Annotated in this window: 27 protein-coding genes; 14 read left to right on the top strand and 13 right to left on the bottom strand. The window is 59.1% G+C overall.

Features of this window, described 5'->3' with window-relative positions; translation table 11 throughout:
- From ACOQOY_RS15145 to ACOQOY_RS15125, 5 genes are all read left to right on the top strand, one after another.
- Positions 1 to 951, top strand: coding sequence for an MBL fold metallo-hydrolase (locus tag ACOQOY_RS15145; protein ID WP_420586203.1), 951 nt, complete (start codon positions 1 to 3; stop codon positions 949 to 951).
- A 137-nt stretch (positions 952 to 1,088) separates the two neighbouring features.
- The gene (locus ACOQOY_RS15140; RefSeq protein WP_420586202.1) at positions 1,089 to 2,699 is read left to right on the top strand and encodes an FAD-dependent oxidoreductase; all 1,611 of its coding nucleotides are present in this window, start codon (positions 1,089 to 1,091) and stop codon (positions 2,697 to 2,699) included.
- A 5-nt stretch (positions 2,700 to 2,704) separates the two neighbouring features.
- Positions 2,705 to 2,902, top strand: coding sequence for a DUF2783 domain-containing protein (locus tag ACOQOY_RS15135; RefSeq protein ID WP_420586201.1), 198 nt, complete (start codon positions 2,705 to 2,707; stop codon positions 2,900 to 2,902).
- A gap of 3 nt (positions 2,903 to 2,905) precedes the next feature.
- A complete protein-coding gene (maiA, locus tag ACOQOY_RS15130) occupies positions 2,906 to 3,544 on the top strand; it encodes a maleylacetoacetate isomerase (protein WP_420586200.1) in 639 nt (212 codons plus the stop codon).
- Between the two features lie 88 nt (positions 3,545 to 3,632).
- Positions 3,633 to 3,974 carry a DOPA 4,5-dioxygenase family protein gene (locus tag ACOQOY_RS15125; protein ID WP_420586199.1) on the top strand — a complete coding sequence of 114 codons (342 nt, stop codon included), beginning with the start codon at positions 3,633 to 3,635 and terminating at the stop codon, positions 3,972 to 3,974.
- Here ACOQOY_RS15125 and ACOQOY_RS15120 read toward each other — a convergent pair.
- Positions 3,971 to 5,599, bottom strand: coding sequence for an acyl-CoA synthetase (locus ACOQOY_RS15120; protein ID WP_420586198.1), 1,629 nt, complete (start codon positions 5,597 to 5,599; stop codon positions 3,971 to 3,973). The genes ACOQOY_RS15125 and ACOQOY_RS15120 overlap by 4 nt on opposite strands.
- 218 nt (positions 5,600 to 5,817) lie before the next feature.
- On the opposite strand from ACOQOY_RS15120, the gene ACOQOY_RS15115 reads away from it, so the two are divergent.
- A complete protein-coding gene (locus ACOQOY_RS15115; protein WP_420586197.1) occupies positions 5,818 to 7,209 on the top strand; it encodes an aspartate aminotransferase family protein in 1,392 nt (463 codons plus the stop codon).
- A 58-nt stretch (positions 7,210 to 7,267) separates the two neighbouring features.
- On the opposite strand, the gene ACOQOY_RS15110 is transcribed toward ACOQOY_RS15115, so the two are convergent.
- A complete protein-coding gene (locus tag ACOQOY_RS15110; RefSeq protein ID WP_420586196.1) occupies positions 7,268 to 7,951 on the bottom strand; it encodes a sulfotransferase family 2 domain-containing protein in 684 nt (227 codons plus the stop codon).
- 248 nt (positions 7,952 to 8,199) lie between these two features.
- Here ACOQOY_RS15110 and ACOQOY_RS15105 point away from each other — a divergent pair, with 248 nt between their 5' ends.
- Complete coding sequence (locus ACOQOY_RS15105; protein WP_420586195.1) at positions 8,200 to 8,967, top strand: hypothetical protein; 768 nt, start codon at positions 8,200 to 8,202, stop codon at positions 8,965 to 8,967.
- Positions 8,968 to 9,034: 67 nt separating this feature from the next.
- Here the strand turns inward: ACOQOY_RS15105 and rplT are convergent, their stop codons facing one another.
- The 3 genes from rplT to pyk form a co-directional block, all read right to left on the bottom strand.
- Positions 9,035 to 9,400: a 50S ribosomal protein L20 gene (gene rplT / locus ACOQOY_RS15100; protein ID WP_152457001.1), complete on the bottom strand. Its 366-nt coding sequence runs from the start codon at positions 9,398 to 9,400 to the stop codon at positions 9,035 to 9,037.
- 14 nt (positions 9,401 to 9,414) lie between these two features.
- A complete protein-coding gene (rpmI, locus tag ACOQOY_RS15095) occupies positions 9,415 to 9,615 on the bottom strand; it encodes a 50S ribosomal protein L35 (RefSeq protein ID WP_010443552.1) in 201 nt (66 codons plus the stop codon).
- 194 nt (positions 9,616 to 9,809) lie between these two features.
- Positions 9,810 to 11,255, bottom strand: coding sequence for a pyruvate kinase (pyk, locus tag ACOQOY_RS15090; protein WP_420586194.1), 1,446 nt, complete (start codon positions 11,253 to 11,255; stop codon positions 9,810 to 9,812).
- 133 nt (positions 11,256 to 11,388) lie between these two features.
- Between pyk and ACOQOY_RS15085 the strand changes: the two genes are divergently transcribed.
- From ACOQOY_RS15085 to ACOQOY_RS15075, 3 genes are all read left to right on the top strand, one after another.
- Positions 11,389 to 12,126: an N-formylglutamate amidohydrolase gene (locus ACOQOY_RS15085; protein ID WP_420586193.1), complete on the top strand. Its 738-nt coding sequence runs from the start codon at positions 11,389 to 11,391 to the stop codon at positions 12,124 to 12,126.
- Positions 12,127 to 12,203: 77 nt separating this feature from the next.
- Positions 12,204 to 12,443 carry a DUF6868 family protein gene (locus ACOQOY_RS15080; protein ID WP_420586192.1) on the top strand — a complete coding sequence of 80 codons (240 nt, stop codon included), beginning with the start codon at positions 12,204 to 12,206 and terminating at the stop codon, positions 12,441 to 12,443.
- Positions 12,444 to 12,561: 118 nt separating this feature from the next.
- The gene (locus ACOQOY_RS15075; protein ID WP_420586191.1) at positions 12,562 to 12,876 is read left to right on the top strand and encodes a DUF1244 domain-containing protein; all 315 of its coding nucleotides are present in this window, start codon (positions 12,562 to 12,564) and stop codon (positions 12,874 to 12,876) included.
- Between the two features lie 45 nt (positions 12,877 to 12,921).
- On the opposite strand, the gene ACOQOY_RS15070 is transcribed toward ACOQOY_RS15075, so the two are convergent.
- The 3 genes from ACOQOY_RS15070 to dgcN all read right to left on the bottom strand — a co-directional run bounded on the left by ACOQOY_RS15070 (position 12,922) and on the right by dgcN (position 15,837).
- Positions 12,922 to 13,782: a D-amino-acid transaminase gene (locus ACOQOY_RS15070; protein ID WP_420586190.1), complete on the bottom strand. Its 861-nt coding sequence runs from the start codon at positions 13,780 to 13,782 to the stop codon at positions 12,922 to 12,924.
- Positions 13,783 to 13,792: 10 nt separating this feature from the next.
- Positions 13,793 to 14,758 carry an N-acetyl-D-Glu racemase DgcA gene (gene dgcA, locus ACOQOY_RS15065; protein WP_420586189.1) on the bottom strand — a complete coding sequence of 322 codons (966 nt, stop codon included), beginning with the start codon at positions 14,756 to 14,758 and terminating at the stop codon, positions 13,793 to 13,795.
- 77 nt (positions 14,759 to 14,835) lie between these two features.
- Positions 14,836 to 15,837 (bottom strand): N-acetyltransferase DgcN, encoded by a 1,002-nt coding sequence (gene dgcN / locus ACOQOY_RS15060; RefSeq protein WP_420586188.1) that lies wholly within the window; start codon positions 15,835 to 15,837, stop codon positions 14,836 to 14,838.
- Between the two features lie 295 nt (positions 15,838 to 16,132).
- Here dgcN and ACOQOY_RS15055 point away from each other — a divergent pair, with 295 nt between their 5' ends.
- The gene (locus tag ACOQOY_RS15055) at positions 16,133 to 17,095 is read left to right on the top strand and encodes an L-malyl-CoA/beta-methylmalyl-CoA lyase (RefSeq protein ID WP_420586187.1); all 963 of its coding nucleotides are present in this window, start codon (positions 16,133 to 16,135) and stop codon (positions 17,093 to 17,095) included.
- Between the two features lie 33 nt (positions 17,096 to 17,128).
- Here ACOQOY_RS15055 and ACOQOY_RS15050 read toward each other — a convergent pair whose 3' ends face one another.
- Positions 17,129 to 17,707 carry a PA14 domain-containing protein gene (locus ACOQOY_RS15050; protein WP_420586186.1) on the bottom strand — a complete coding sequence of 193 codons (579 nt, stop codon included), beginning with the start codon at positions 17,705 to 17,707 and terminating at the stop codon, positions 17,129 to 17,131.
- A 117-nt stretch (positions 17,708 to 17,824) separates the two neighbouring features.
- On the bottom strand, positions 17,825 to 18,277 hold the full coding sequence (locus ACOQOY_RS15045) for an Lrp/AsnC family transcriptional regulator (RefSeq protein WP_420586185.1): 453 nt from the start codon (positions 18,275 to 18,277) through the stop codon (positions 17,825 to 17,827).
- Between the two features lie 73 nt (positions 18,278 to 18,350).
- Here ACOQOY_RS15045 and ACOQOY_RS15040 point away from each other — a divergent pair, with 73 nt between their 5' ends.
- Both ACOQOY_RS15040 and ACOQOY_RS15035 read left to right on the top strand, forming a co-directional pair.
- The gene (locus ACOQOY_RS15040; RefSeq protein WP_420586184.1) at positions 18,351 to 18,947 is read left to right on the top strand and encodes a LysE family translocator; all 597 of its coding nucleotides are present in this window, start codon (positions 18,351 to 18,353) and stop codon (positions 18,945 to 18,947) included.
- A gap of 104 nt (positions 18,948 to 19,051) precedes the next feature.
- The gene (locus tag ACOQOY_RS15035) at positions 19,052 to 20,014 is read left to right on the top strand and encodes an acetyl-CoA carboxylase carboxyltransferase subunit alpha (RefSeq protein ID WP_420586183.1); all 963 of its coding nucleotides are present in this window, start codon (positions 19,052 to 19,054) and stop codon (positions 20,012 to 20,014) included.
- A gap of 4 nt (positions 20,015 to 20,018) precedes the next feature.
- Here ACOQOY_RS15035 and ACOQOY_RS15030 read toward each other — a convergent pair whose 3' ends face one another.
- From ACOQOY_RS15030 to ACOQOY_RS15020, 3 genes are all read right to left on the bottom strand, one after another.
- Entirely contained in the window at positions 20,019 to 21,146 is a 1,128-nt protein-coding gene (locus ACOQOY_RS15030) for a lytic murein transglycosylase (RefSeq protein WP_420586182.1), read from the bottom strand.
- A gap of 111 nt (positions 21,147 to 21,257) precedes the next feature.
- On the bottom strand, positions 21,258 to 21,905 hold the full coding sequence (locus ACOQOY_RS15025; RefSeq protein ID WP_420586181.1) for a GntR family transcriptional regulator: 648 nt from the start codon (positions 21,903 to 21,905) through the stop codon (positions 21,258 to 21,260).
- Positions 21,906 to 21,937: 32 nt separating this feature from the next.
- A complete protein-coding gene (locus ACOQOY_RS15020) occupies positions 21,938 to 22,633 on the bottom strand; it encodes a M48 family metallopeptidase (protein WP_420586180.1) in 696 nt (231 codons plus the stop codon).
- 100 nt (positions 22,634 to 22,733) lie between these two features.
- Here ACOQOY_RS15020 and ACOQOY_RS15015 point away from each other — a divergent pair, with 100 nt between their 5' ends.
- Complete coding sequence (locus ACOQOY_RS15015) at positions 22,734 to 23,060, top strand: TIGR02300 family protein (protein ID WP_420586179.1); 327 nt, start codon at positions 22,734 to 22,736, stop codon at positions 23,058 to 23,060.
- Positions 23,061 to 23,176: the final 116 nt, after the last annotated feature.

Here is a 23,176-nt window from a genome sequence, read left to right as displayed (position 1 = left end):
ATGCCCAAAGCCTTCGCCTCACAGTCGGACCTAACGGAAAAGACGATTTCCTTCACCGAAATTGGCGAGGGGCTTTACGCGTTCACAGCCCAAGGAGACCCAAACTCCGGCGTGATCATCGGCGACGACAGTGTGATGATCGTCGAGGCTCAGGCCACACCGCGTCTGGCCAACAAGGTGATCGACTGCGTGCGCTCAGTCACCGACAAACCGATCACGCACCTCGCGCTGACCCATTACCACGCCGTCCGTGTGCTGGGGGCCAGCGCTTATGGTGCGCAACAGATCATCATGTCGGACACGGCCCGCGCCATGGTCGCTGAACGCGGGCAAGAAGATTGGGACAGCGAGTTCCAGCGGTTCCCCCGCCTGTTCGAAGGCCATGAAAGCATTCCCGGTCTAACGTGGCCCTCCACCACGTTCAGCGACCGGATGACCGTCTATCTGGGCAAACGTCGGGTCGATCTGATGCATCTGGGCCGCGCCCATACCGCCGGGGATATCGTGATCCACGTGCCGGATCAAAACGTGATGTTCACGGGTGACATCGTTGAATACCGCTCGGCTTGCTACTGCGGCGACGGGCATTTCGGCGATTGGAGTAGCACGCTGGATGCGATCAAAAGGTTCAACGTGGACGCCATCGCTCCGGGTCGTGGGGATGCTTTGATCGGGCAAGACTTGGTAAACGCCGCGATCGAAAGCACCCGCGACTTTGTCGCCAGCACCTATCGCCCCGCAGCACGGGTCGCCGCGCGTGGTGGATCCCTGAAACAGGCATGGGACGCCGTGCGCGCCGAATGCGATCCGAAATTCGCCGACTACGCGATCTATGAGCACTGCCTGCCCTTCAACGTCTCGCGCGCCTACGACGAAGCACGCGGCATTGACACGCCACGCATCTGGACCGCTCAGCGGGATCTCGAGATGTGGGAGGCATTGCAGAAATAAGGACATACCGTCGCATTTGATCCAGATCGTTTTATGGCGGTTTCTTCGGTGAAACCATGGGCGTGACCTTCCGGCCCCATGCGGCCGGAGAGCAAAGTCTTGCGCGCCATCGGCGTCAAAACATCGGGAGAGAGCCCATGAACAAGATTTTCGAAGTCCCGCTCTATGCCTATGAACGCAGCCCGGATCAGGACATGGCGACAACCGCTCGCCACAAGGTGATTGTGATTGGTGCCGGACCAATTGGACTGGCCACCGCGATTGATCTGGCTCAGCAGGGCGTCGAGGTCGTGGTTCTGGACGACAATGACAAGGTCAGTTTTGGCAGCCGCGCCATTTGTTTCTCACAACGCACGCTGGACATCGCTGAAAGGCTGGGGGCGGCGCGTCCGATGGTCGAAAAGGGCGTTCAATGGGATACGGGAAAGGTCTTTTTCGACAACCGGCAGGTCTATGAATTCAACCTCCAGCCCGACACCGGTTTTGCGAACCCGGCTTTCATCAATTTGCAGCAATACTATTTCGAAAGCGCATTGGTCGACCGCGTGCGCGCGTTGCAGGCCACGGGCGCACCTATCGAAATTCGCGGGCGCAACAAGGTTGAGGCCATCGGCACCCATGACACGCATGTCACGCTTGAGGTCGAAACCCCTGAAGGCCCCTATAATGTCGAGGCCGAGTGGCTGATCGCCTGCGACGGGGCCAGCTCCCCGACCCGGCGCATGCTGGGACTGGATTTCGAAGGTCGTGTGTTCGAGGACAATTTCCTGATCGCCGATGTTGTGATGGAGGCCGATTTCCCCACCGAGCGCTGGTTCTGGTTCGACCCGCCCTTTAATCGCGGGCAATCGGCGCTGTTGCACAAGCAGCCCGACAACGTCTGGCGCATCGACCTGCAACTGGGCTGGGATATCGACAAAGAACGCGAGAAACGTCCCGAGAATGTCATCCCTCGCCTCAAAGCGATGCTGGGTGAGGACGTTGCATTTGATCTGGAATGGGTCTCGATCTACACGTTCCAGTGCCGCCGGATGGAGCGGTTCCGCTATGGCCGCGTGCTGTTTGCCGGGGACAGCGCCCATCAGGTCAGCCCGTTCGGAGCACTGGGGGCCAATGCGGGGATTCAGGACGCAGACAACTTGTGCTGGAAGCTAAAATTGGTAATCGACGGCACAGCGCCCGAACTGCTGTTGGACAGTTATAGCCGCGAGAGGGTACAGGCAGCAGATGAGAATATCGCCAAGTCCAGCCGCTCGACCGATTTCATCACGCCGAAATCCGAGATGTCGCGCCTGCTGCGAGACGCGGTTCTGGACCTCAGCGAGCAATACGAATTCGCCCGACCGTTGGTCAATTCCGGTCGTCTCAGCAAGCCCTGCACCTATGAGGGCTCGTCGCTTAGTTCAGCCGATGCGCTGAACGGGCCAGAGATCACACGCCCCGGTGCAGCCTGCCCGGACGCGCCTTTGGGCGATGAATTCCTGTTGCCGAAGCTGGCGGGGAAGTTCACCCTGCTGACCATCGACGCGGACGCCCCGGACCGGATTGAGGAAGGCGGGGTCGAGGCGACGCGATTGGCGCTGTCGGTCAAGGATGATCTGACTTTGGAACTCAAGCGCCGCTATCTGGCGGATGCGCCCAGCGCGGTCTATCTGATCCGCCCTGATCAGCACGTGGCCGCACGGCGCGATACATTCGAAGAGAACGCATTCCGGCAGGCGATCCGCCGCGCTACAGGTAAGGAGTAAACAAGATGGCCGATCTGATCCTCACCCCTAACCTTGATGATGCAGATGAGTTCTATGCCGGACTGCTCGCCGCCCATGACGGGTTGGATAAGGCGAACAGCGACGCGCTGAACGCGCGGCTGGTGCTGGTGCTTGCGAACCATATCGGAGACGCCGAAGTGCTCACCCAAGCGGTGAAAGCTGCGACGCTTAAGGAAGCATAGCAAATGAGCGAAGTGGTCCTGTACGACTACTGGCGATCTTCGGCCAGCTACCGTGTGCGCATCGCGTTGAATCTGGCTGGGATCGCCTATCGCGCGGTCTCGGTCGATCTGCGCGTCGGAGAGCAGAAATCCCAGGACCACATAGGCCGCAACCCGCAAGGTCTGGTTCCGGTGCTTGAGATTGACGGGCAACGGCTGACCCAATCTTTGGCGATCATCGACTATCTGGATCAGACGCGCGGTATGGGCCTGTTGCCCACCGACCCCGCGCTGCGCGCCAAAGCGGCAGCGCTGGCGCAATCCATCGCCGTTGACGTTCACCCCGTCTGCAACCTGTCGGTGGCACAATACGCTACAAAGCTTAGCGAAGGGGCCGAGGGGATGCCCGGCGACTGGATGCGCCACTTCATTCGCCCCGGCCTGCTGGCATTCGAAGCTCTGCTGACGGAATTCGAGCAAGCCCCCTATTGCACCGGCCGCAACCCCGGTCTGGCCGACCTGTGCCTGATCCCGCAGCTTTACAACGCACGCCGGTATGAGGTTGATTTGTCCAACCTGCCAAGCATTCTAAGTGTCGAAGCCGCCTGTGCTGAACATCCCGCCTTTGCCGCGGCGCACCCGGAGGCGAACGTCCCGACCTGATCTGGCGCACAGACCCTGTGTGCCACGCTCAGTAGGCATGGCGACCCATTGCCTGTAGCCTGCACAGAACTCAAGGAGGGAGGCCCAGATGCCCGAGATCACCGGCTACCATGCCCATGTCTATTTCGATGCCGAAACGCAGAACATCGCGCAGCAGGTCTGCGAAGAGGCTGCGCGCCTGTTTCCTGTTGAAATGGGCCGGATGCACGCCAAGAATGTAGGTCCACATCCCCGTTGGAGCTGCCAATTGGCGTTTGCAGCAGACGCCTTCGATCAGGTCATCCCCTGGCTGATGCTGAACCGTCAGGGTTTGACCGTCTTCACCCACCCCGAAACCGGCCAGCACCTTGAGGATCACCGCGACCGGGCGGTTTGGATGGGTGAGTTGCTGGACCTGAACCTGTCGATCTTCGACAAGCTAAAGACTTAACCCAACGCGCGCGCCTGATCCCGCAGAACGAATTTCTGAATCTTGCCCGTGGATGTTTTGGGCAGGGTGCCGAAAACGACCGTCTTGGGTGCTTTGAAATGGGCGATGTTGTCCCGGCAGAAGGCAATCAGTTCCGCCTCGGTCGCGGACGCATCGGGCTTCAGTTCAACAAACGCGCAGGGGGTTTCGCCCCATTTCTCATCCGGGCGGGCCACGACTGCGGCCTCCATCACCGCAGGATGTTTGTAGAGCACCCCTTCCACCTCAACCGATGAGATATTCTCACCGCCCGAGATGATGATGTCCTTAGACCGATCCTTGATCGCGAGATACCCGTCAGGATACATCACCCCAAGATCACCCGAGGCGAACCAACCCCCGGCAAAGGCCTTGCCGGTCGCATCCGGGTTCTTGAGATACCCTTTCATCACCACATTGCCCTGCATGAAAATCTCACCCATGGTCTCGCCATCGGCAGGCACAGGCTCCAACGTTTCAGGGTCGGCCACCATCAGGCCAGACAGGGCCGAATACCGCACCCCCTGCCGAACCTTCAGCGCTGAGCGTTCCTGAGGGTCTTTGGCGTCCCACTCGTCTTTCCATGCGCAAACCACGGACGGGCCATAAGTCTCAGTCAGGCCGTAGACATGGGTTACCTCAATACCCATCGCCTCCATCGCTTCGATTACCGCAGCGGGTGGCGGCGCGCCGGCGGTCATCACTTTGATCTGATGGTCGAAGTCCTTCAGCTCGTCCGGCGCATGGGCCAGCATGTTCAGCACAATCGGCGCTCCGCAGAAATGCGTAACCTTTTCTTCCCGGAACGCGGCATAGATCGGCTCGGCCCGTACAGCGCGCAGACATATCGAGACGCCTGCATTGGCCGCTATCGCCCATGGGAAACACCAGCCATTGCAATGGAACATCGGCAGCGTCCACAGATAAACCGCGTGCTTGGTCATATCCCAATCGAGCAAATCAGACTGTGCGTTTAACGCCGCCCCACGGTGGTGATAAACAACGCCCTTCGGGTTACCCGTGGTACCAGACGTATAGTTCAACGTAATCGCGTCCCACTCATCACCGGGCAAGGACCAGTCGAACTCTGGGTCGCCCTCGGCCAGCAGCGCGTCATAGGTCAGGCTGCCCAGTTTTTCTCCTCCATCAAAGCTGGGATCTTCGATGTCGATCACCAAAAGATCGCGGTCGACTTCCTTCAGCGCCTCTTTCACCACGCCTGAAAACTCGGGATCGACCAGCAACACTTTGGCCTCTGCGTGATTCAGGATGAAGGCAATGATCGGCGCATCCAACCGTGTGTTGATCGCGTTCAAAACCGCTCCGGCCATGGGTACGCCGAAATGCGCCTCATACATCTCGGGGATATTGGCGGCGATGATCGAGACGGTGTCTCCCTTCCCGATCCCTCGTGCCGCCAGCCCGCTGGCCAGCTGGCGGCAGCGCGCATAGGTCTCAGCCCAGTTATAGCGGCGATCGCCATACACGACCGAAGGGTAATCAGGATAAACCTGTGCCGTGCGTTCGATGAAACTCAGCGGCGACAGAGGCGTGTAGTTTGCCCGGCATTTGTCCAGATGACGCTCGTAAATCTGCTTGTCTCCCATCCGCCGATCCTCCCAAATCGCGTTTGCGTGAATTGAGCACAAAGGACAGCGTCTGACAAACCCGTAGAAATACGGCGCGGGGTGGACTGGTTATACGGTATGATGCTATCTGGCCCTATCTCCTGCTAGGCTTTCGCGGTGATCTGTGACATCGAAAACAAAGCCGGGTCCGGGTACCCCCGCATTCCGAGCACCGCACCTGATTGAAAGGACTTGTCATGGACGGCACGTTCAACGAAAACGATCTTTCCCGCGTAGTCGAAGCCGACCGCGCCCATATCTGGCACCATCTGCTCCAGCATAAACCCTTTGAAAACAATGATCCGCGCATCATTGTCGAAGGCAAAGGCATGCGTGTCTGGGATCAGAACGGCAAAGAGCATCTGGACGCTGTGTCCGGTGGCGTCTGGACCGTCAATGTCGGCTATGGCCGCGAATCCATCTGTAAGGCGGTTTACGATCAGCTGATGAAGCTGTGCTATTTCGCCAACTCGGCAGGCTCGATCCCCGGCGCGATTTTCGCCGAAAATCTGATCGCCAAAATGCCGGGCATGAGCCGGGTGTACTACACCAACTCAGGGTCCGAGGCGAACGAGAAAGCCTTCAAGATGGTTCGCCAGATCGCCCATAAACGCTATGGCGGCAAAAAGACCAAGATCCTGTACCGCGACCGCGACTATCACGGCTCGACCCTGGCGGCGATGTCGGCAGGCGGTCAGGACGAGCGCAACGCGCAGTACGGCCCCTTCGCGCCTGATTTCGTGCGCGTGCCGCATTGCATGGAATACCGCAAGCATGAGCTCGACGGCGCGCCCGAAGAGAACTTTGGCGAATGGGCAGCGAACCAGATCGAAGAGGTCATTCTGCGCGAAGGCCCCGACACCGTTGGTGCCCTCTGCCTTGAGCCTGTAACAGCAGGCGGTGGCGTGATCGAAGCGCCCGAGGGTTACTGGCAGCGCGTGCAGGAGATCTGCAAGAAATACGATGTGCTGCTGCATATCGACGAGGTCGTCTGCGGCGTCGGTCGTACCGGCACCTGGTTTGGCTATCAGCAATACGGTATCAAGCCAGACTTCGTCACCATGGCCAAGGGCGTCGCCTCGGGCTATGCGGCGATTGCCTGCATGGTAACGACCGAAGAGGTGTTTGACCTGTTCAAGGACGATGCTGCGGATCCGATGAACTATTTCCGCGACATCTCGACCTTCGGCGGTTGCACCGCCGGGCCGGCAGCAGCCATTGAGAACATGCGCATCATCGAAGATGAGAACCTGCTGGGCAATTGCGCAACCATGGGTGATCGCATGATGGCCAATCTTCAGGGTCTGATGGAAAAGCACAAAGTCATCGGTGACGTGCGCGGCAAGGGCCTGTTCCTTGGGGCCGAACTGGTGGCGGATCGCGGCAGCAGAGAGCCTGTCGAGGAAAAACTGGCTCAGGCAGTTGTAGCCGACTGTATGGCGCAGGGCGTGATCATCGGCGTCACCAACCGCTCGATCCCCGGTCGCAACAACACGTTGTGCTTCTCACCGGCCTTGATCGCGACAGCTGACGATATAGACCAGATCACGGATGCGGTCGACGGCGCGCTGGGGCGTGTCTTCGGCTAAGACGCCCTCTATCGAAACAGAAAACCGGCGCCAAACGCGCCGGTTTTTTTGTTACGGCTTAGGACGCAATTTCAGGAATGCGCGCATCGCGCGGGTCTTCGGAATAGTCGAAATTGTCAAAGACCCAGCTCATCGTGCGTTTGACCGCGTCTATCGAGGCCGTGTCATAGAAATCTGCAACCGGCACATCGCCCCATTTGCGGATACCCTTGTTGAACTCGGGCAGCGGATCCAACGGCTTTTCAAAGCCCAGCTTCTTGGCCATGCGCGACAGGTCATCGGCCAGACATTCAAAACGGATCGCATCCTGAGCGACAAACTCATCGTCAATCGTGACAATGTCGCGGTCCGTGGCATACCGGGGGCGGACGCAGAACTGACGGAATGCAGCGCGCACCTCGTCAAAATTGTCGGATTGTATGATTGCGTTCTCGCGGCGCAGCCAGAAGAAGTGGGACACAACCCGATCAAAAGGGTTGCGCACCGCGGTAAAGCGGAAATACGCGTCCCATTTTTCGCGCCCCAAACGCCGACGCACGCGCGCCGCTGGGATATGCGGCCGCCATCCTTCGGGCGCGGGTCCGCGCGCGACGCCTTCGGCATACCGGGCATCCGACAACTCCAGCGGCGAGTCACCTTCAAGCGTGGTGCAAAACGGGAATAAGGCCCGCTCGATACTGGTTCCGGCCGTCTTGCGAGACTTCAGGAAAATGAACTTGTACTTGTTGCTGATGGCAACCATCGTCTCACCTGCTCAAACAGTTCCGGATGTCTTGTATCAGGCTGATTGACCAAAGCATCCAATTGATCAGACGCGCGTGCCAGCCGCATCCGTTACGGGGCGACTATTAGCAAGAAACCCCCCGTATTCCAGCCCTGTTGGTGAACTCGTCCAGCCGCTGTTGCTTTCAGACAAAGACCGGCACGAGCCGGCTTGACGCCGCAGCGCGGAAGGTTGAGCTTGGCACCACAAACGCAACGGGACGGCAAATGAAAACGCTTCTGTGTGTCGGGGATTCGCATTCCCGACTGATTGGCACAAAACCGGACGGGTCGGGCTTTCGGTATGGGCGGATCAGCGCCACGACCATCGACGGCTTTGACGCGGCCCATGTCGTCAGCATCAAGGGTGCGACGGCGGCGGGGTTTTATCCGAAAGATGACAAAGGCTCATCCTTCTTTCGCGCGTCCCGGGCGATCCGCCGCCTTGACCCGGATGTCATCTGTTTCGGGTTTGGCCAAGTCGATGCCGAGCTGAGCTGCTATTACGTTGCCTTCCGGGACAATATCAGCCTCGAAGAGGCCATCGACACGCGGCTGCATCTGCAAGACCGGTATCTTGAGGCCTGCCGCAGCCTCGCGGGCAACCGCGGGATCGCGATCAAAGGCCTTAACACCGCAACGATTGATGAGCCGAAGGCCCTGCGGAAACTCCTGCACCGGCGGATTCGCGCACGTCTGGACATCCCGCGCGGGCAGTTTTCGCGGAGGATGGAAGAGCTGAACATCACAGTCGACCGCCATTGGCAAATCAACGCCGCGCTGTCTTCGGGATTGCGGCAAAAATCAAGGGCGCAGGGGCTGGCCTATTTCGACCTGCGTGATGCAACCGGACGGAGCGATAAACCGGGATTGTCGAAACCCGAATACTGCGTTGGTGGCGGCGATGTGCATCTACGTATGTCGCCCGAGGTAGAAGAGCAGTTCTCAAACGCGGTAGCTGCAACCGCGCAAAAGGCTCTTACCCCCGCCGCTTAAGGCAGCCACTCAGCAAAAAGCCGCCCCAATTGGGACGGCTTTTCATTCACTGTCTCTCGAAAGAGGATCAGGCAGTCAGAGCAGCCTGAGCTTTGGCGACGATCGCGCCGAACGCTTCCGGTTCGTGCACGGCCAGGTCGGCCAGAACTTTGCGGTCCACTTCGATACCGGCCAGGTTCAGACCGTTGATGAAGCGGGAATATGTCAGAGCCTCGTCATGCGAACGGACAGCGGCGTTGATACGCTGGATCCACAGCGCGCGGAAGTTGCGCTTGCGGTTCTTGCGGTCGCGGGTTGCATACTGGTTGGCCTTGTCGACGGCCTGACGGGCAACCTTGAAGGTGCTCTTGCGGCGGCCATAGTAACCTTTGGCGGCCTTGATGACCTTCTTGTGACGGGCGTGAGTTACGGTTCCACCTTTAACGCGGGACATCTTCTAATCTCCTCTTAGCGGTCGTAGGGCATGTAGCCCTTGACGATCTTGGCGTCGGGGGCGGACAGGGTGGTGTTGCCACGGGCGTCGCGGATGAACTTTTTGGTCCGCTTGATCATGCCGTGCCTTTTGCCGGCCTGGCCAGCAAGGACCTTACCGGTCGCAGTCACCTTAAAGCGCTTCTTGGCGCTCGACTTGGTCTTCATCTTAGGCATTTCCGTCTCCTTTCAGGGTTCGGTACTAAACGCGACTCGGCATGCCATCTCGGCCGGTCACGCGATCAGAAGCGCCGTTTACGCAAGTTCCGCCTTACTGGCAAGGGGGTTTCGCCCAGAATCTGCGCTTTTCACAAGGTGGGTCAGTCAATCAACAAGCACTGCATCTGTCCCACCCCTGCGGCACCCGGACATTAGCCCGGATCGGTGTTGTAGATCAGACGCTCATCACACGGGGCAATACGCAGAATGTTGGTCGTTCCGGGGACGTTGAACGGGACACCCGCAGTTACCACGATCTGGTCGGTTTCCGAGGCGAACCCACCGGAACGGGCCGCACGGGCCGCGTTCACCACAGCACCCTTGAACCGCTCAAGCTCGGGCGTCATCACGCAATGGCATCCCCAACTCAGGCACAGCCGACGGGCGGTGCCGGTGGCCGGCGTCATGGCAATGATCGGCACTCCGGGACGTTCCCGTGCGGTCAGCAGCGCGGTTGTGCCGCTCTGAGTGAAGCAGCAGATGGCCTTGATGTCGGTCTTTTCCGCAATCTCACGCGCAGCTGCCACGATCCCGTCGGCAATCGTCGTGCCCTTCGCGGTTCGAGAGGCCGCGATGATCTGGGTATAGGTCGGGTCGGCCTCGACCTCGATGGCGACCTTGTTCATGGTCTGAACGGCCTCGATCGGATACGAACCCGCCGCCGATTCCGCGCTGAGCATGATGGCATCCGTGCCTTCATAAATGGCGGTGGCGACATCCGAAACTTCAGCCCGTGTGGGCATCGGGCTTTCGATCATGCTCTCCAGCATCTGAGTCGCGACGATCACCGGCTTGGCTGCGCCACGGCACTTTCGCACCAGACGTTTCTGGATCGGAGGTACCGCAGAGACCGGTAGCTCAACGCCCAGATCGCCCCGCGCAACCATGATACCGTCGGATGCATCCAGAATGTCGTCAAACGCCTCAACCGCCGCAGGCTTTTCGATCTTGGACAGGATCGAGGCACGACCATCGGCCAGCGCGCGCGCCTCAAACACGTCCTTGGCGCGCTGCACAAAGCTCAACGCCAGCCAGTCGACACCCAGCTGGCAAACAAATTCCAGATCGTCACGGTCCTTGGCGGACAGAGCCGCCAACGGCAGCACCACGTCTGGCACGTTGACACCTTTGCGGTTCGAGATCGTTCCACCGACCTCAACCGTACAATTGGCAAAGTCCTGACCGCAGTCTTTCACGATCAGACGAATTTTGCCGTCATTCACCAGCAGACGCGCGCCCGGCTCCAAGGCGGCAAAAATCTCGGGATGCGGCAAGCAAACACGATTGATGTCCCCTGCGTCAGGATCGAGGTCCAGCCGGAACGCCGCGCCTTCTTCCAGTTCTTCCGCGTCATTGGCGAAGACACCGACGCGAAGCTTCGGCCCCTGAAGGTCGGCCAGAATGGCTATCGGGCTGTCCAGATCCTTTTCCACCTGCCGGATAATCCGGTGCCGTTCACGAATTTCATCGTGACTGCCGTGGCTCATATTCAGGCGGAACACATCTGCGCCTGCCTCGTGCAGGGCGCGGATGGTGTCATAGTCATTAGACGCCGGTCCCAGCGTCGCCACGATTTTTACATTTCTCAGGCGTCGCATTGGTGTCCTTCTCCTCACGTCTTCCTTGGGATTCGCAAAAATGTTACCGCAAACATTGCTTCAGGGCGCTTATTGCGCAATTCCCTTTCCAAAGCAACTGCCCTACACCTGCGACAAACTAGATGACAGGCTTATGACGTATTCTCCGTTTTTTATCCACGGCGCTGATCGCCCCTCGCGCTGGCTGATCACATGCGACCACGCGACCAATACCGTTCCGCCCGAAATCAACGGCGGAGACCTCGGCCTGCCGCGCGAGGATATGGAGCGTCACATTGCCTATGACGTCGGTGCGTATGAGGTTTCCAAGCATCTGGGCGAGATCCTGAACGCGCCTGTGATCGCTGCCAATTTCTCTCGCCTCGTGATCGACCCGAACCGGGGTGAGGACGACCCTACCCTGCTGATGAAGCTCTATGACGGGTCGATCATACCCGGCAACCGCCACGCCGACGCGACCGAGCGCGAACGGCGCCTGAACATGTGCTATCGCCCCTATCACGAGGCACTGGGCCGCATGGCCGCCCTGCCCCATGCGGTGATCGTTTCGATGCACTCCTTCACCCGCCAATTGCGCGGGCGCGCGCCGCGACCCTGGCATATCGGCGTTCTGCACACACCCGACGAACGGTTCTCGCACCCTTTGATCAACAGATTGCAGGAGGAAAGCGACCTGTGTGTCGGTGTGAACGAACCCTATACCGGCGTTTTGCCCGGTGACGCGATTGACAAGCATTGCACCATTCATGGCCGCCCCAATGCTTTGATCGAACTACGGAATGACTTGATTGCGGACCACGCAGGGCAACAGGGTTGGGCCGAAAGGCTGGCTGTAGTTCTGCAAGACGCCCTTGAGCAAAGCGATCTGTGAACCGACAGGCGCTCTGAGCAGTTTGACTTGTGAGGCCCTGAGCCGACCCCCATATTACATGGGGAAAGGACGTGCCTATGTCTCAGGAAACACTGACAAGTTTTTTCGGCTGGATGGCTGTTATCAATATCGGGCTGCTGCTGGTTTCTACGATCACGATCGTCACCTTGCAGGATTGGGTCGCGGATTTTCACAGCCGGTTGTTTCGCATGGGTAAACCCAACTTGAAGCAAGCCTATTTCAGATATCTGGCCAAGTACAAACTGTTGACGCTTGTGTTTTGCGTGGTGCCTTGGCTGGCGCTGCACCTGATATGATCGACTGGTGTGTGACTGCTTGTTTCACAGGCTTCGTCCGTCTGACCCAATTGTTGCAACCTCAGATCGAAATCCTTAACTCAGAACCAGATCACGACCTTCAAGCCGGAGCCGGACCATGGACAAGCAAACCGAAATCGAACTTCAGGCCGCCGCGTTTCGTCGGCTGCAAAAGCACCTGATGGAAGATCGCACCGACGTGCAGAATATCGACATGATGAATCTGGCCGGGTTCTGCCGCAATTGCCTGTCACGCTGGTATCAGGAAGCTGCTAACGAAAAAGGTATTGAGATGGGCAAGGACGAGGCCCGTCAGATCTTTTATGGCATGACCATGGATGAGTGGAAGGCCAACTATCAGACCGATGCCAGCCCCGAAAAACAGGCGACTTTCGAAGTCGCCTTTGAAGAGAATGTTGGAAAAAAGGGCTAAGTCCCCTGAAACGAAAAAGGCCCGCCAATCCGGCGGGCCTTTGATTTAAATCGCCGCCTTGCGGCTTTCGTCCAAGTAGATCTCGCGCAGTCGCTTGGCAATCGGGCCCGGCGTGCCATCGCCCAGCGCAACGCCATCAATCTCGATCACCGGCATGACAAAGGCGCTGGCCGAAGTGGTGAATGCCTCATCAGCTTCCTTAGCTTCGTCGATAGTAAACAGGCGTTCCTCGACTTCCATCTGCGCCTCAGCCGCCATGCGCAGCACGGCTTTACGTGTAATACCGTGAAGGATGTCATTGGACAGAGGGCGCGTGACGATCTTGCCGTTTTTGACGAAATAAGCGTTGTTGCTTGTGCCCTCAGTCACATAGCCATCTTCGATCATCCACGCATCATCGCATCCAGCGGCCTTGGCCATCATCTTGCCCAGCGAAGGGTACAGCAACTGCGTTGTTTTGATATCGCGGCGACCCCAACGGATGTCGTCGATCGAGATGATCTTGGCACCTTTCTTCGACGCAGGACTGTGCGCCAGACCCGGCTTGTTCTGCGTAAACAGAACCAGCGTCGGCTTGGTATCTGCCGCGGGAAATACAAAATCCCGGTCGCCATCGCTGCCGCGGGTGACTTGCAGATAGATCAGACCTTCGTCGATGCCGTTCAGTTCGACCAGCTTGCGGTGAATCTCCAGCAGTTCATCCTTGCCGCAAGGCTCGGCCATCTGCAGCTCATCCAGAGAACGCTTCAAGCGCACCGCGTGACCTTCAAAGTCGATCAGCTTACCGTCCAGAACGCTGGTCACCTCATAAACCGCGTCGGCCATCAGGAATCCACGGTCAAAGATGGATACCTTGGCCTCGGTCTCGGGCAGGTATTCGCCATTCACATAAACGGTGCGGGTCATTTGTCTCTCCTCAGCCCCAAAGCGCTGCCACAGGCGGATGCACTCCGGCGTCATCAAAAATCAGCGGGTTGTCGCGGTCTTCGGCCAACAGAAGCGGGCCGTCAAGGTCTGTGACCATCGCACCCTGCGCCAACAGTGTCGCAGGAGCCATGGCCAGAGAGCTGCCGACCATGCAGCCGACCATGATCTTGTACCCTTCGGCCAACGCGGCCTCACGCAGGGCCAGCGCTTCGGTCAAACCGCCGGTTTTATCCAGCTTGATGTTGACCACATCATACTTGCCCTTCAGGCCGGGCAGGCTCGCCCGGTCATGGCAGGACTCATCAGCGCAGACCGGTACCGGACGCTCCATCCCGATCAGCGCGTCATCTTCTCCGGCTGGCAGAGGCTGTTCGACCAGCGCCACGCCCAACCGCACCAGATGCGGCGCAAGATCAGCGTATACCGCGGCGGACCAGCCTTCGTTTGCGTCGACGATGATCTTGGACTTGGGCGCACCTGCACGAACCGCCTCAAGGCGGGGCATATCATCCGGCGTGCCAAGCTTGATCTTCAACAGCGGGCGATGCGCATTCGCAGCCGCCTGCGCCCGCATCTTCTCAGGCGTATCCAGCGACAGAGTATAGGCCGTAATCTCAGGCCCCGGCATCGGCAAGCCAGTCAGATCCCAGATGCGCTTCCCGGCGCGCTTGGCTTCCAGATCCCACAACGCGCAGTCCACCGCGTTTCGGGCCGCGCCGGCAGGCAAAAGGTCCATCACCCCTTCACGATCAAACATTTCGGGCAGCCCGGCAATCTCGGCCTCAACCGACTCCAGCGTCTCGTTATAGCGCGCGTAAGGGACGCATTCGCCCCAACCCTGATGCTCTCCATCCGAAATCCGAACCGTCAGCACCTTGGCTTCGGTTCGCGACCCGCGCGAAATGGTGAACACCTGCGCCAGCCGAAACACATCACGAGAGACTTCTACCTGCACGCACCCCATCCTTCTTCTCGTTCAAAATACGGCCGCCGGAGGCGGATCAAAGCCCACCATCCGGCGCGCCGTTCAGATCACATCGCTGCCAGCGCGTCTACCAGTTTGCCTGCGCCAAAGCGGTATGGGTCGGTGGCGGGCAGACCCATCTCCGCTTCAACCTTGGCGATATAGGCCGTCGCGTCATCCTCGCTCAGATGCTGCGTGTTGATCGAAATACCCGCGACCTGACAGTCTGGATTTGCCACCCGCGCCAACGGCAAGGCCGTGTCCCGTAGCTGCTCCAGCGTCGGCAGCGAATATTCAGGCAGACCACGCATATGCGTGCGAGTCGGCTCATGACACAGGATCAATGCGTCCGGCTGGCCGCCATGGATCAGAGCCATGGTCACGCCCGAGTAAGAGACGTGAAACAGCGACCCCTGTCCTTCGATGTGATCCCAGTGATCCACATCGTTTTCAGGTGTCAGGTATTCCACCGACCCAGCCATGAAATCGGCAACAACCGCGTCCAGAGGCACACCTTGACCGGTGATCAGAATGCCGGTCTGACCCGTTGCGCGGAAGGTCGACTTCATGCCGCGCTTGCGCATTTCGGCGTCCACGGACATGGCGGTGTACATTTTGCCGGCCGAGCAGTCGGTTCCGACGGCCAGGCACCGTTTGCCCGAACGCTTCTTACCGTTAGCGATCGGATAGCCGACCGTCGGCACGCGCACGTCATGCAATGTGCCGCCATGGGTTTGCGCCGCAGCCACCAGATCACCTTCGTCCCGCAGCAGGTTGTGCAGGCCCGAGGCCAGATCATAACCCATCTCAAGAGCGGCAATCAGAACCTCTTTCCAGGCTTCGCTGATGATTCCGCCACGGTTGGCGACGCCTATGACCAGCGTCTTGGCACCGGCCTCTTTGGCCTCGGCCAGAGTCATGTCGGTCAAGCCCAGATCGGCCTTGCAACCGTCCATTCGGAACTGGCCCACGGCATTCTCGGGGCGCCAGTCCCGAATGCCGATGGCCACTTTGGCCGCCAATTGGTCGGGCGCATCGCCCAGAAACAGCAGGTACGGTGTCTCGATCATTGCGGTTCACTCCTTTGATTCCGACGCAGCCTATTGGACGAGCTTGACGAGTGTTTCGCGTTTTCCTTCGGCAATTCCAGCATGAACAGGAGATTTTCGCGCCCCTGACCAAATTCTCGCAGTTTTCTTTCAAGTTTTCAGAGTGATTATTCTTTAATCACCATTCACAGCGCACCAAACAGTAAATGCTGCACTCGCATTGCCGCAGTTGCACAAACACCCTTGCGCACAGCTGCGCAATTTAATACCTCATTGAGCAGGAAAATTGTAATTTCATTTCTCTCTCGAGGTCCAGATGAGCTTTCGCCTTCAACCCGCCGCCCCTGCGCGCCCCAACCGTTGTCAGCTGTTCGGGCCGGGATCGAACACCAGGCTGTTCCCTAAAATGGCCGCGTCGGCAGCGGACGTAATCAACCTTGATCTGGAGGACTCGGTCGCGCCCTCGGACAAGGACACCGCCCGCGCCAACGTGATCGAAGCGCTGAACACCGTCGACTGGGGCAGCAAATACATGTCGGTCCGGATCAACGGCCTGGACACACCCTATTGGTACCGCGACGTAGTTGACCTGCTAGAGCAGGCCGGCGACCGTCTGGATCAGATCATGATCCCCAAGGTCGGCTGTGCCGAGGATGTTTATGCGGTCGATGCACTGGTCACAGCCATCGAACGCGCCAAGGGCCGCACTAAACCTGTCAGCTTTGAGGTCATCATCGAATCTGCCGCAGGTATCGCCCATGTCGAGGCAATCGCCGCCTCCTCCCCCCGGATGCAGGCAATGAGCCTGGGGGCTGCGGATTTCGCGGCTTCGATGGGGATGCAAACCACTGGAATCGGCGGCACACAGGAAAACTACTACATGCTGCGCGAAGGTGAGAAACACTGGTCCGATCCATGGCATTGGGCACAAGCCGCCATCGTCGCTGCCTGCCGCACCCACGGCGTGCTGCCTGTGGACGGGCCGTTCGGCGATTTCAGCGATGATGAGGGTTATATCGCGCAGGCAAAGCGCTCGGCCACTTTGGGCATGGTTGGCAAATGGGCCATTCACCCCAAGCAAATCGCGCTGGCCAATCAGGTCTTCACCCCATCGGATGAGGCCGTCTCGGAAGCCCGAGAAATCCTCGCCGCGATGGAACAGGCCAAGGCCAACGGCGAAGGCGCGACCGTGTACAAAGGCCGTCTGGTGGATATCGCCTCGATCAAACAGGCTGAGGTGATCGTGGCACAGGCCGAATTGATCGCCGCCAACGGCTGAGACCAAAAAGGCCCCCGATTGGGGGCCTTTCAGTTATCTTCCAAAGACGTCGTTGGGCGTCCAGGTGATCCGCTCACCCTGTTTACCCGATTTCATCATCAGGCAGGACGTCCCAAGCTTCTGAAAATAAATGATCTTCAACGGGTACCAACCGGCTTTTGGCACCTCGACCTCAGTCCGTTGGTTGGCCTCGCATCCCTGAATGCCCCGGACCATCCCGATCTGCTGGCCACCCACCCAGGCTTCAATCCCGTCATTCGACCATGTTTCGAGCTCGTAGATTCCGGGTGAATCAAAACGCATATACCCCGTGACCTCAGCGGCAACGTTATACGCACCTTCGAAGGTCATAACGTTATCACCCTTGCTGGTGTCCCTATAGTCCAACCCTCGCAGTGGTGCGCCGGGCTGCGCCTTAGACAGCATGCTTTTGGCTTGACCCAAATCCCGGATCTTCTTGTGTTGATTCCCCGTGCCAACGTATTTCACATCCAACCCGGCCTTTGGGCTAGGTTGCGGGTTGGCGGGTTGCAGTTTCAATGGTGCGGACAGTGCCGCCCCGGCGATCAACGCCAAGGCTGCGGCAAACGCTCCGGTCCGGACGAATGGCATGGTTATCTCCCTAAGTTCGGCCCTGTCGAGGTTGATCCCCTTATGTGCGGCCATTTCCATGACAGTAAAACCTGAAGATTTACCCTGCAAGATAGTTAAAGATCACATTCCGGGCGTTCAGGCGCGCATATCCTTCGGCGATTCCATAACCACATACGAGGTGATCGAGGTCACATGCGGCAGCGTCCCCAGAACCTCGGTGTGAAAGGTTTTGTATGATGGAAGATCGGCGCATTCGACGCGTAAGAGGTATTCGATCGTTCCGGTGATGTTATGGCATTCCACCACTTCGGGCGCACGCTGCAGGGCGCGCTCGAACCCTTCTTGTGCGGCCTTGGTGTGCTCTCCAAGTCCAACGCCAAGATAAGCCACGAACCCCACGCCCAGCGCCGCGGGGTTCAACACCGCACGATAGCCCGCGATCACGCCTGAGCGTTCCAACTCTTGCACCCGGCGCAAACAGGCCGAGGGCGAAAGGCCAACCCGCTCGGCCAGCTCCAGATTGCTGATCCGACCGTCTCGGGTAAGCTCACGCAATATCTGTTGGTTAATGTGATCAATCTTAGTCATAAGTTGCAGAATAAATGTCAGATTGCACAAAGAAGCAATTTCATTTGGTGCTGATGCAGCAATTATCTGAAACATGACCCACGAAATCCTTCTTGCCCTGATCACCTTCGCTTTTGTCTCATCCATTACACCGGGACCGAACAACCTGATGCTGATGGCGTCGGGCGCCAATTTCGGGTTCTGCCGCACGATCCCGCATATGCTTGGGATCGGGCTGGGCTTTACGGTCATGGTTTTGCTGGTCGGCGCGGGTCTGGTGCAGATATTCGAGACATACCCCGTCAATTACACGGTGCTGAAACTTGCCTCGGTGGTGTATCTGCTGTTTCTCGCCTGGAAAATCGCGCATGCAGCGCCCGCTAAGGGTGCCGAAGTCTCGGGCGAGCCGATGACCTTTCTGCAAGCAGCCGCGTTTCAATGGGTCAACCCCAAGGCATGGGCCATGGCCCTGACGGCAACCACGGCCTACACCCCGGATCACACATTTAAGGCCATCGTGATCGTTGCCCTGATCTTTGGCGCAGTAAACCTGCCCTCGGTTAGCACCTGGACTGTGCTTGGGCAACAAATGGCGCGCATCCTGACGAACCCGCGTCGGCTGGTGACATTCAACTGGACCATGGCGGCGCTGCTGGTCGCCTCGCTCTATCCGGTTCTTTGGTCGGGGTGAGCAGCCCAAGGCAGAACGCCTATTCCACGTCTGCAAGTCCTGCCGAGTTGCATCCCGGGCGACCTCGGGTCATATAGCAGAGAACTTCCGCGACGAGAGGCGTCATGACCCAGTATCTGGATTTCGAAAAACCGCTTGCCGAGATCGAAGGCAAGGCCGAGGAACTGCGCGCGCTGGCCCGCACCAATGAAGAGATGGATGTGGCCGAAGAAGCCGCCGCGCTGGACGCCAAGGCCGCCAAACTGCTGGACGAGCTTTATGCAGACCTGACCCCGTGGCGGAAATGTCAGGTGGCGCGGCATCCGGAACGCCCACATTGCAACGACTATGTGGACGCGCTGTTCACGGAATTCACCCCTCTGGCCGGGGATCGCAACTTTGCCGACGATCTGGCGGTAATTGGCGGCCTTGCCCGGTTCAACGACCAACCGGTGATGGTGATCGGCCACGAAAAGGGTTCGGACACCAAATCGCGGATTGAACGCAACTTCGGCATGGCCCGTCCCGAAGGCTATCGCAAGGCTGTCCGCCTGATGGAGATGGCCGGTCGGTTTGGCCTGCCGGTGATCACGTTGATCGACACGGCCGGGGCCTATCCCGGCAAAGGGGCCGAGGAACGTGGGCAGTCTGAGGCCATCGCGCGCTCGACCGAAATGTGCCTGAAGATCGGAGTGCCGCTGGTGTCGGTCATCATCGGCGAAGGCGGCTCGGGCGGGGCTGTGGCCTTTGCCACCGCAAACCGCGTCGCGATGCTGGAACATTCGGTTTATTCGGTGATCTCGCCCGAGGGCTGTGCCTCGATCCTATGGAAGGATGCTGAGAAAATGCGCGAGGCCGCTGAGGCGCTGCGCCTGACTGCTCAGGATCTTTACAAGCTGGGCGTTTGTGACCGGATTATCACCGAGCCCAAAGGTGGCGCACATCGTGATCGCGAAGCAACCGTCGAATCCGTACGTTCAGCAATCGCGGCAATGCTGAAAGAGCTGGACGGAAAAGATGCGGCAGCCCTGATCACGGACCGCCGTCAGAAATTCCTGGATATCGGCTCGAAAGGGCTGGCGGCGTAACCCGTCAGCCACCAAGGCTGCGCAACAACGCGACCGAAGGCTCGCCAGTCACGGCCAGCCCACTGGCGCGCTGATAGGCGCTGATGGCGGATTTGGTGTTGTTGCCAACCACCCCGTCAGCGCCCTGCGTATCATACCCCGCAGCCGTCAGACGCCGCTGAAGGTCTTTGCGGTCCTCGAGTGTCAGACCCGTTGCATCCGGCCCGAACGAGGCTTGGAACGGCGCCCCCCCTGCGATCCGGTCCGACAAATGCCCGACCCCAATCGCGTAGCTGTCGGAATTGTTGTACCGTTTGATAACCTGAAAATTGCGGAACACCGCGATGCGCGGCCCTGGTACCTGAGGCTGCAACACGGCGACAGGCGTACCAGTGACCATTCCGACCTCGCCGCCCCAGGGTTGTCCCCGCACCCAGCCCGAACGCGCAAGATACGCGGCGGTCGAGGCCAGTGAATCCGCAGGATCTTCTGACCAGATATCCCGGCGACCGTCGCCGGTGAAATCTACCGCAAAGGCCAGATAAGAGGTCGGGATGAATTGAGTATGCCCCATTGCACCGGCCCAGCTGCCGGTCATCTTGTCTGGCGTCGTGTCGCCTTCCTGAATGATCCGCAACGCTGCAATCAATTGCTTTTCGAAAAATTCACCGCGCCGCCCGTCATATGCCAGCGTTGAGGTCGCCGAAACCACCGGCACATCCCCCCGTCTTGCGCCATAACGGCTTTCCAGCCCCCAGACGGCAACCACCACCTCTTTGTCGACACCATATTTCGCCTCAATCTGCGACAGCGTTCCTGCGTGGCGCACCAGCATCTGCTTGCCTGTAGCAATCCGCTCGTCCGAGGCGGCGATGGCCAGGTAATCCTCGAGCGAGCGCTTGAATTCGACCTGGTTGCGGTCGCGCTCGATCACGCCGGGCAGATACCCTGCCCCCTGAAACGCACGATTGAGGGTGGTTTGTGAAATGCCCTGTGCCGCCGCGCGACCTTTGAACCCGGCGACCCAGGCGTCCCATCCCGAATTGGGAACCGGCCGCATCCGCGACGCAGGCGCAGTGGACGGCGCCCCTGTGGAGCAAGCGGCCAAAAGGGTCGACCCAAGACCCAGTGAGAAATTACGTCGATTGATCATGGCTGAAATCTGCTCTTGTTGTGATTTGGTCCAGAGTAACCCAGACACATCGCGCAAGCCACACCGACACACCTGATCCGGCACTATTCCAGCGCTTCGGCGACAAGCCGCCTAGCTGACCAGCATCCGCAGGCCCTGCGTCACGTCAGAGCGCACCGCCAGACGCAATCCGGGTTCGTCTCCGGCCTGTAAGGCGGCGATGATCAGCTTGTGATAATGCGGAGGCTCGGTCCGCCTGAGCCGTCCGTAAAGCGCGCGCATGGTTGGCCCCAACTGCAACCAGACGGTTTCCGCCATTGCCAGCATCGCAGGGGCCTGCGCCCGCAGATATAGCGTGCGGTGAAATTCCAGATTGGTGCGGATGTAACCAACCGCGTCGCGTTTGGTGACCATCTCGGCCACATTCATGTTTATGCTTTGCAGCCGGTCAATCAGTGCGATATGCGCCCGCGGCAGCGCACGGCTGGCCAGTTCGACCTCGAGCAAAGCGCGCAGAGCGGCCAGTTCCTCAATCCGGTCATTTGTCAGTTCGGGGGTCGAGACCCGCCCCGATGTGGACAGGAACAACGCCCCTTCCGCAGCCAGCCTCCGAACGGCTTCACGCGCGGGAGTCATTGAGACACCGAATTCCCTGCCAATCCCACGCAGGGTCAACGCCTGCCCCGGCGCCATCTCTCCGTGCATGATGCGCGAGCGCAGGGCGCGATAGACCTTGTCATGCGTTGCGGTCTGCGATTCTGACGGGCGTGTGGTCAACATGCCTCATGTTGTGATCACAAACGACAGCCGGGTCAACTCACGGCGGCGTCAAACCGGTACTGATGCAGTTGCGCCCCGTTTTCACGCAACCAACGCCGCTGAGAATGGTAGTCACCGAAAATCCGTTCAACCTGCGCCCAGAAGGCAGGTGAGTGGTTCATCTCGACCAAATGCGCGACCTCATGCGCCGCGACATAATGCAAGGTCTCGGACGGCGCGAGGATTAGCCGCCATGAAAACATCAGCCCTCCGGCAGAACTGCATGACCCCCATCGGGACCGCGTATCGCGGATGGTCAGGCTGGTATAGGATCGCCCCAACATTGCTGCGTAGTCATCGCAGGCCCCGGTCAGACGATCCCGTGCCAGCTCCTTCAGAAACCGGGACAGACGCCGCGCTTCAGAGCCCTCAGGCACTGCAATCTCGTCGCCTTGCAACAGCACACGTCGCCCGGTTGCGGGAACGATTCGCCGCTCCACGCCTTCGATAGGTATGGTCTGTCCGAGTTGGACCACTGCCGGGTCGGGGCGATCCAGCAAGTGTTGGCGAATCCACTCTTCCTTTGTCCGGGCAAAACTCAGCGCTTCGGCCTCGGGGACACCCTGTGGGTAGGTCAGCGTAACCCTTCCGTCCAACTGGGAAATCCGTAGGCTGATCCGCCGCGCCCGCGCGGATTTGCGCAACGTCAGCGGCACCGGAGGCGTCCCGGGCAGTGCGTGATCTCCCATATGCCTGTTTCTCCTGCTCAAAGGCTTTGACAGTGCCCGCTGCATGTGGCACGTGACCTGAATCGTTGACACGACTCACCTGATATCAAGGGGATTTGACATGCCCAAGGAAGAATGGGGCGTAAAGCGCGTTTGCCCGACCACTGGTAAGCGGTTTTATGACCTGAACAAGGACCCGATCGTTAGCCCCTACACCGGCGAGATCGTGGAGCTTGAGACCGGCAAAAGCCGGATGATCGCCGCAGATGCGGAAGATGCGGCCTCGGCCAAAGCGCGTGAGAACGCGTCGGAAGAGGATCTGGTTCTGGATGATGACGACAATGTCGATGTCGATCTGGACGATGATCTGCTGGACGATGACGACGACGACAACGATAACGTCTCGCTGGACGATATCACCGACATGTCGTCGGAAGACGAAAACTAAAACCGGTCCGAGGCGGCCCCTTGCCGCCTCATACCCGCAGGACGCGGGTCGCAAACTTTTTGGCGGATTCCAATTTTTTGGACTTGCACTCACCGCCGCCGTCTCATAAACGTCCG

Origin of the sequence: Ruegeria sp., assembly GCF_965221235.1 — a bacterium.
Classification (GTDB): Bacteria; Pseudomonadota; Alphaproteobacteria; order Rhodobacterales; family Rhodobacteraceae; genus Ruegeria.
Note: the sequence above shows the minus strand (reverse complement) of the source record. Positions and strands in the feature narration are given on the sequence as shown.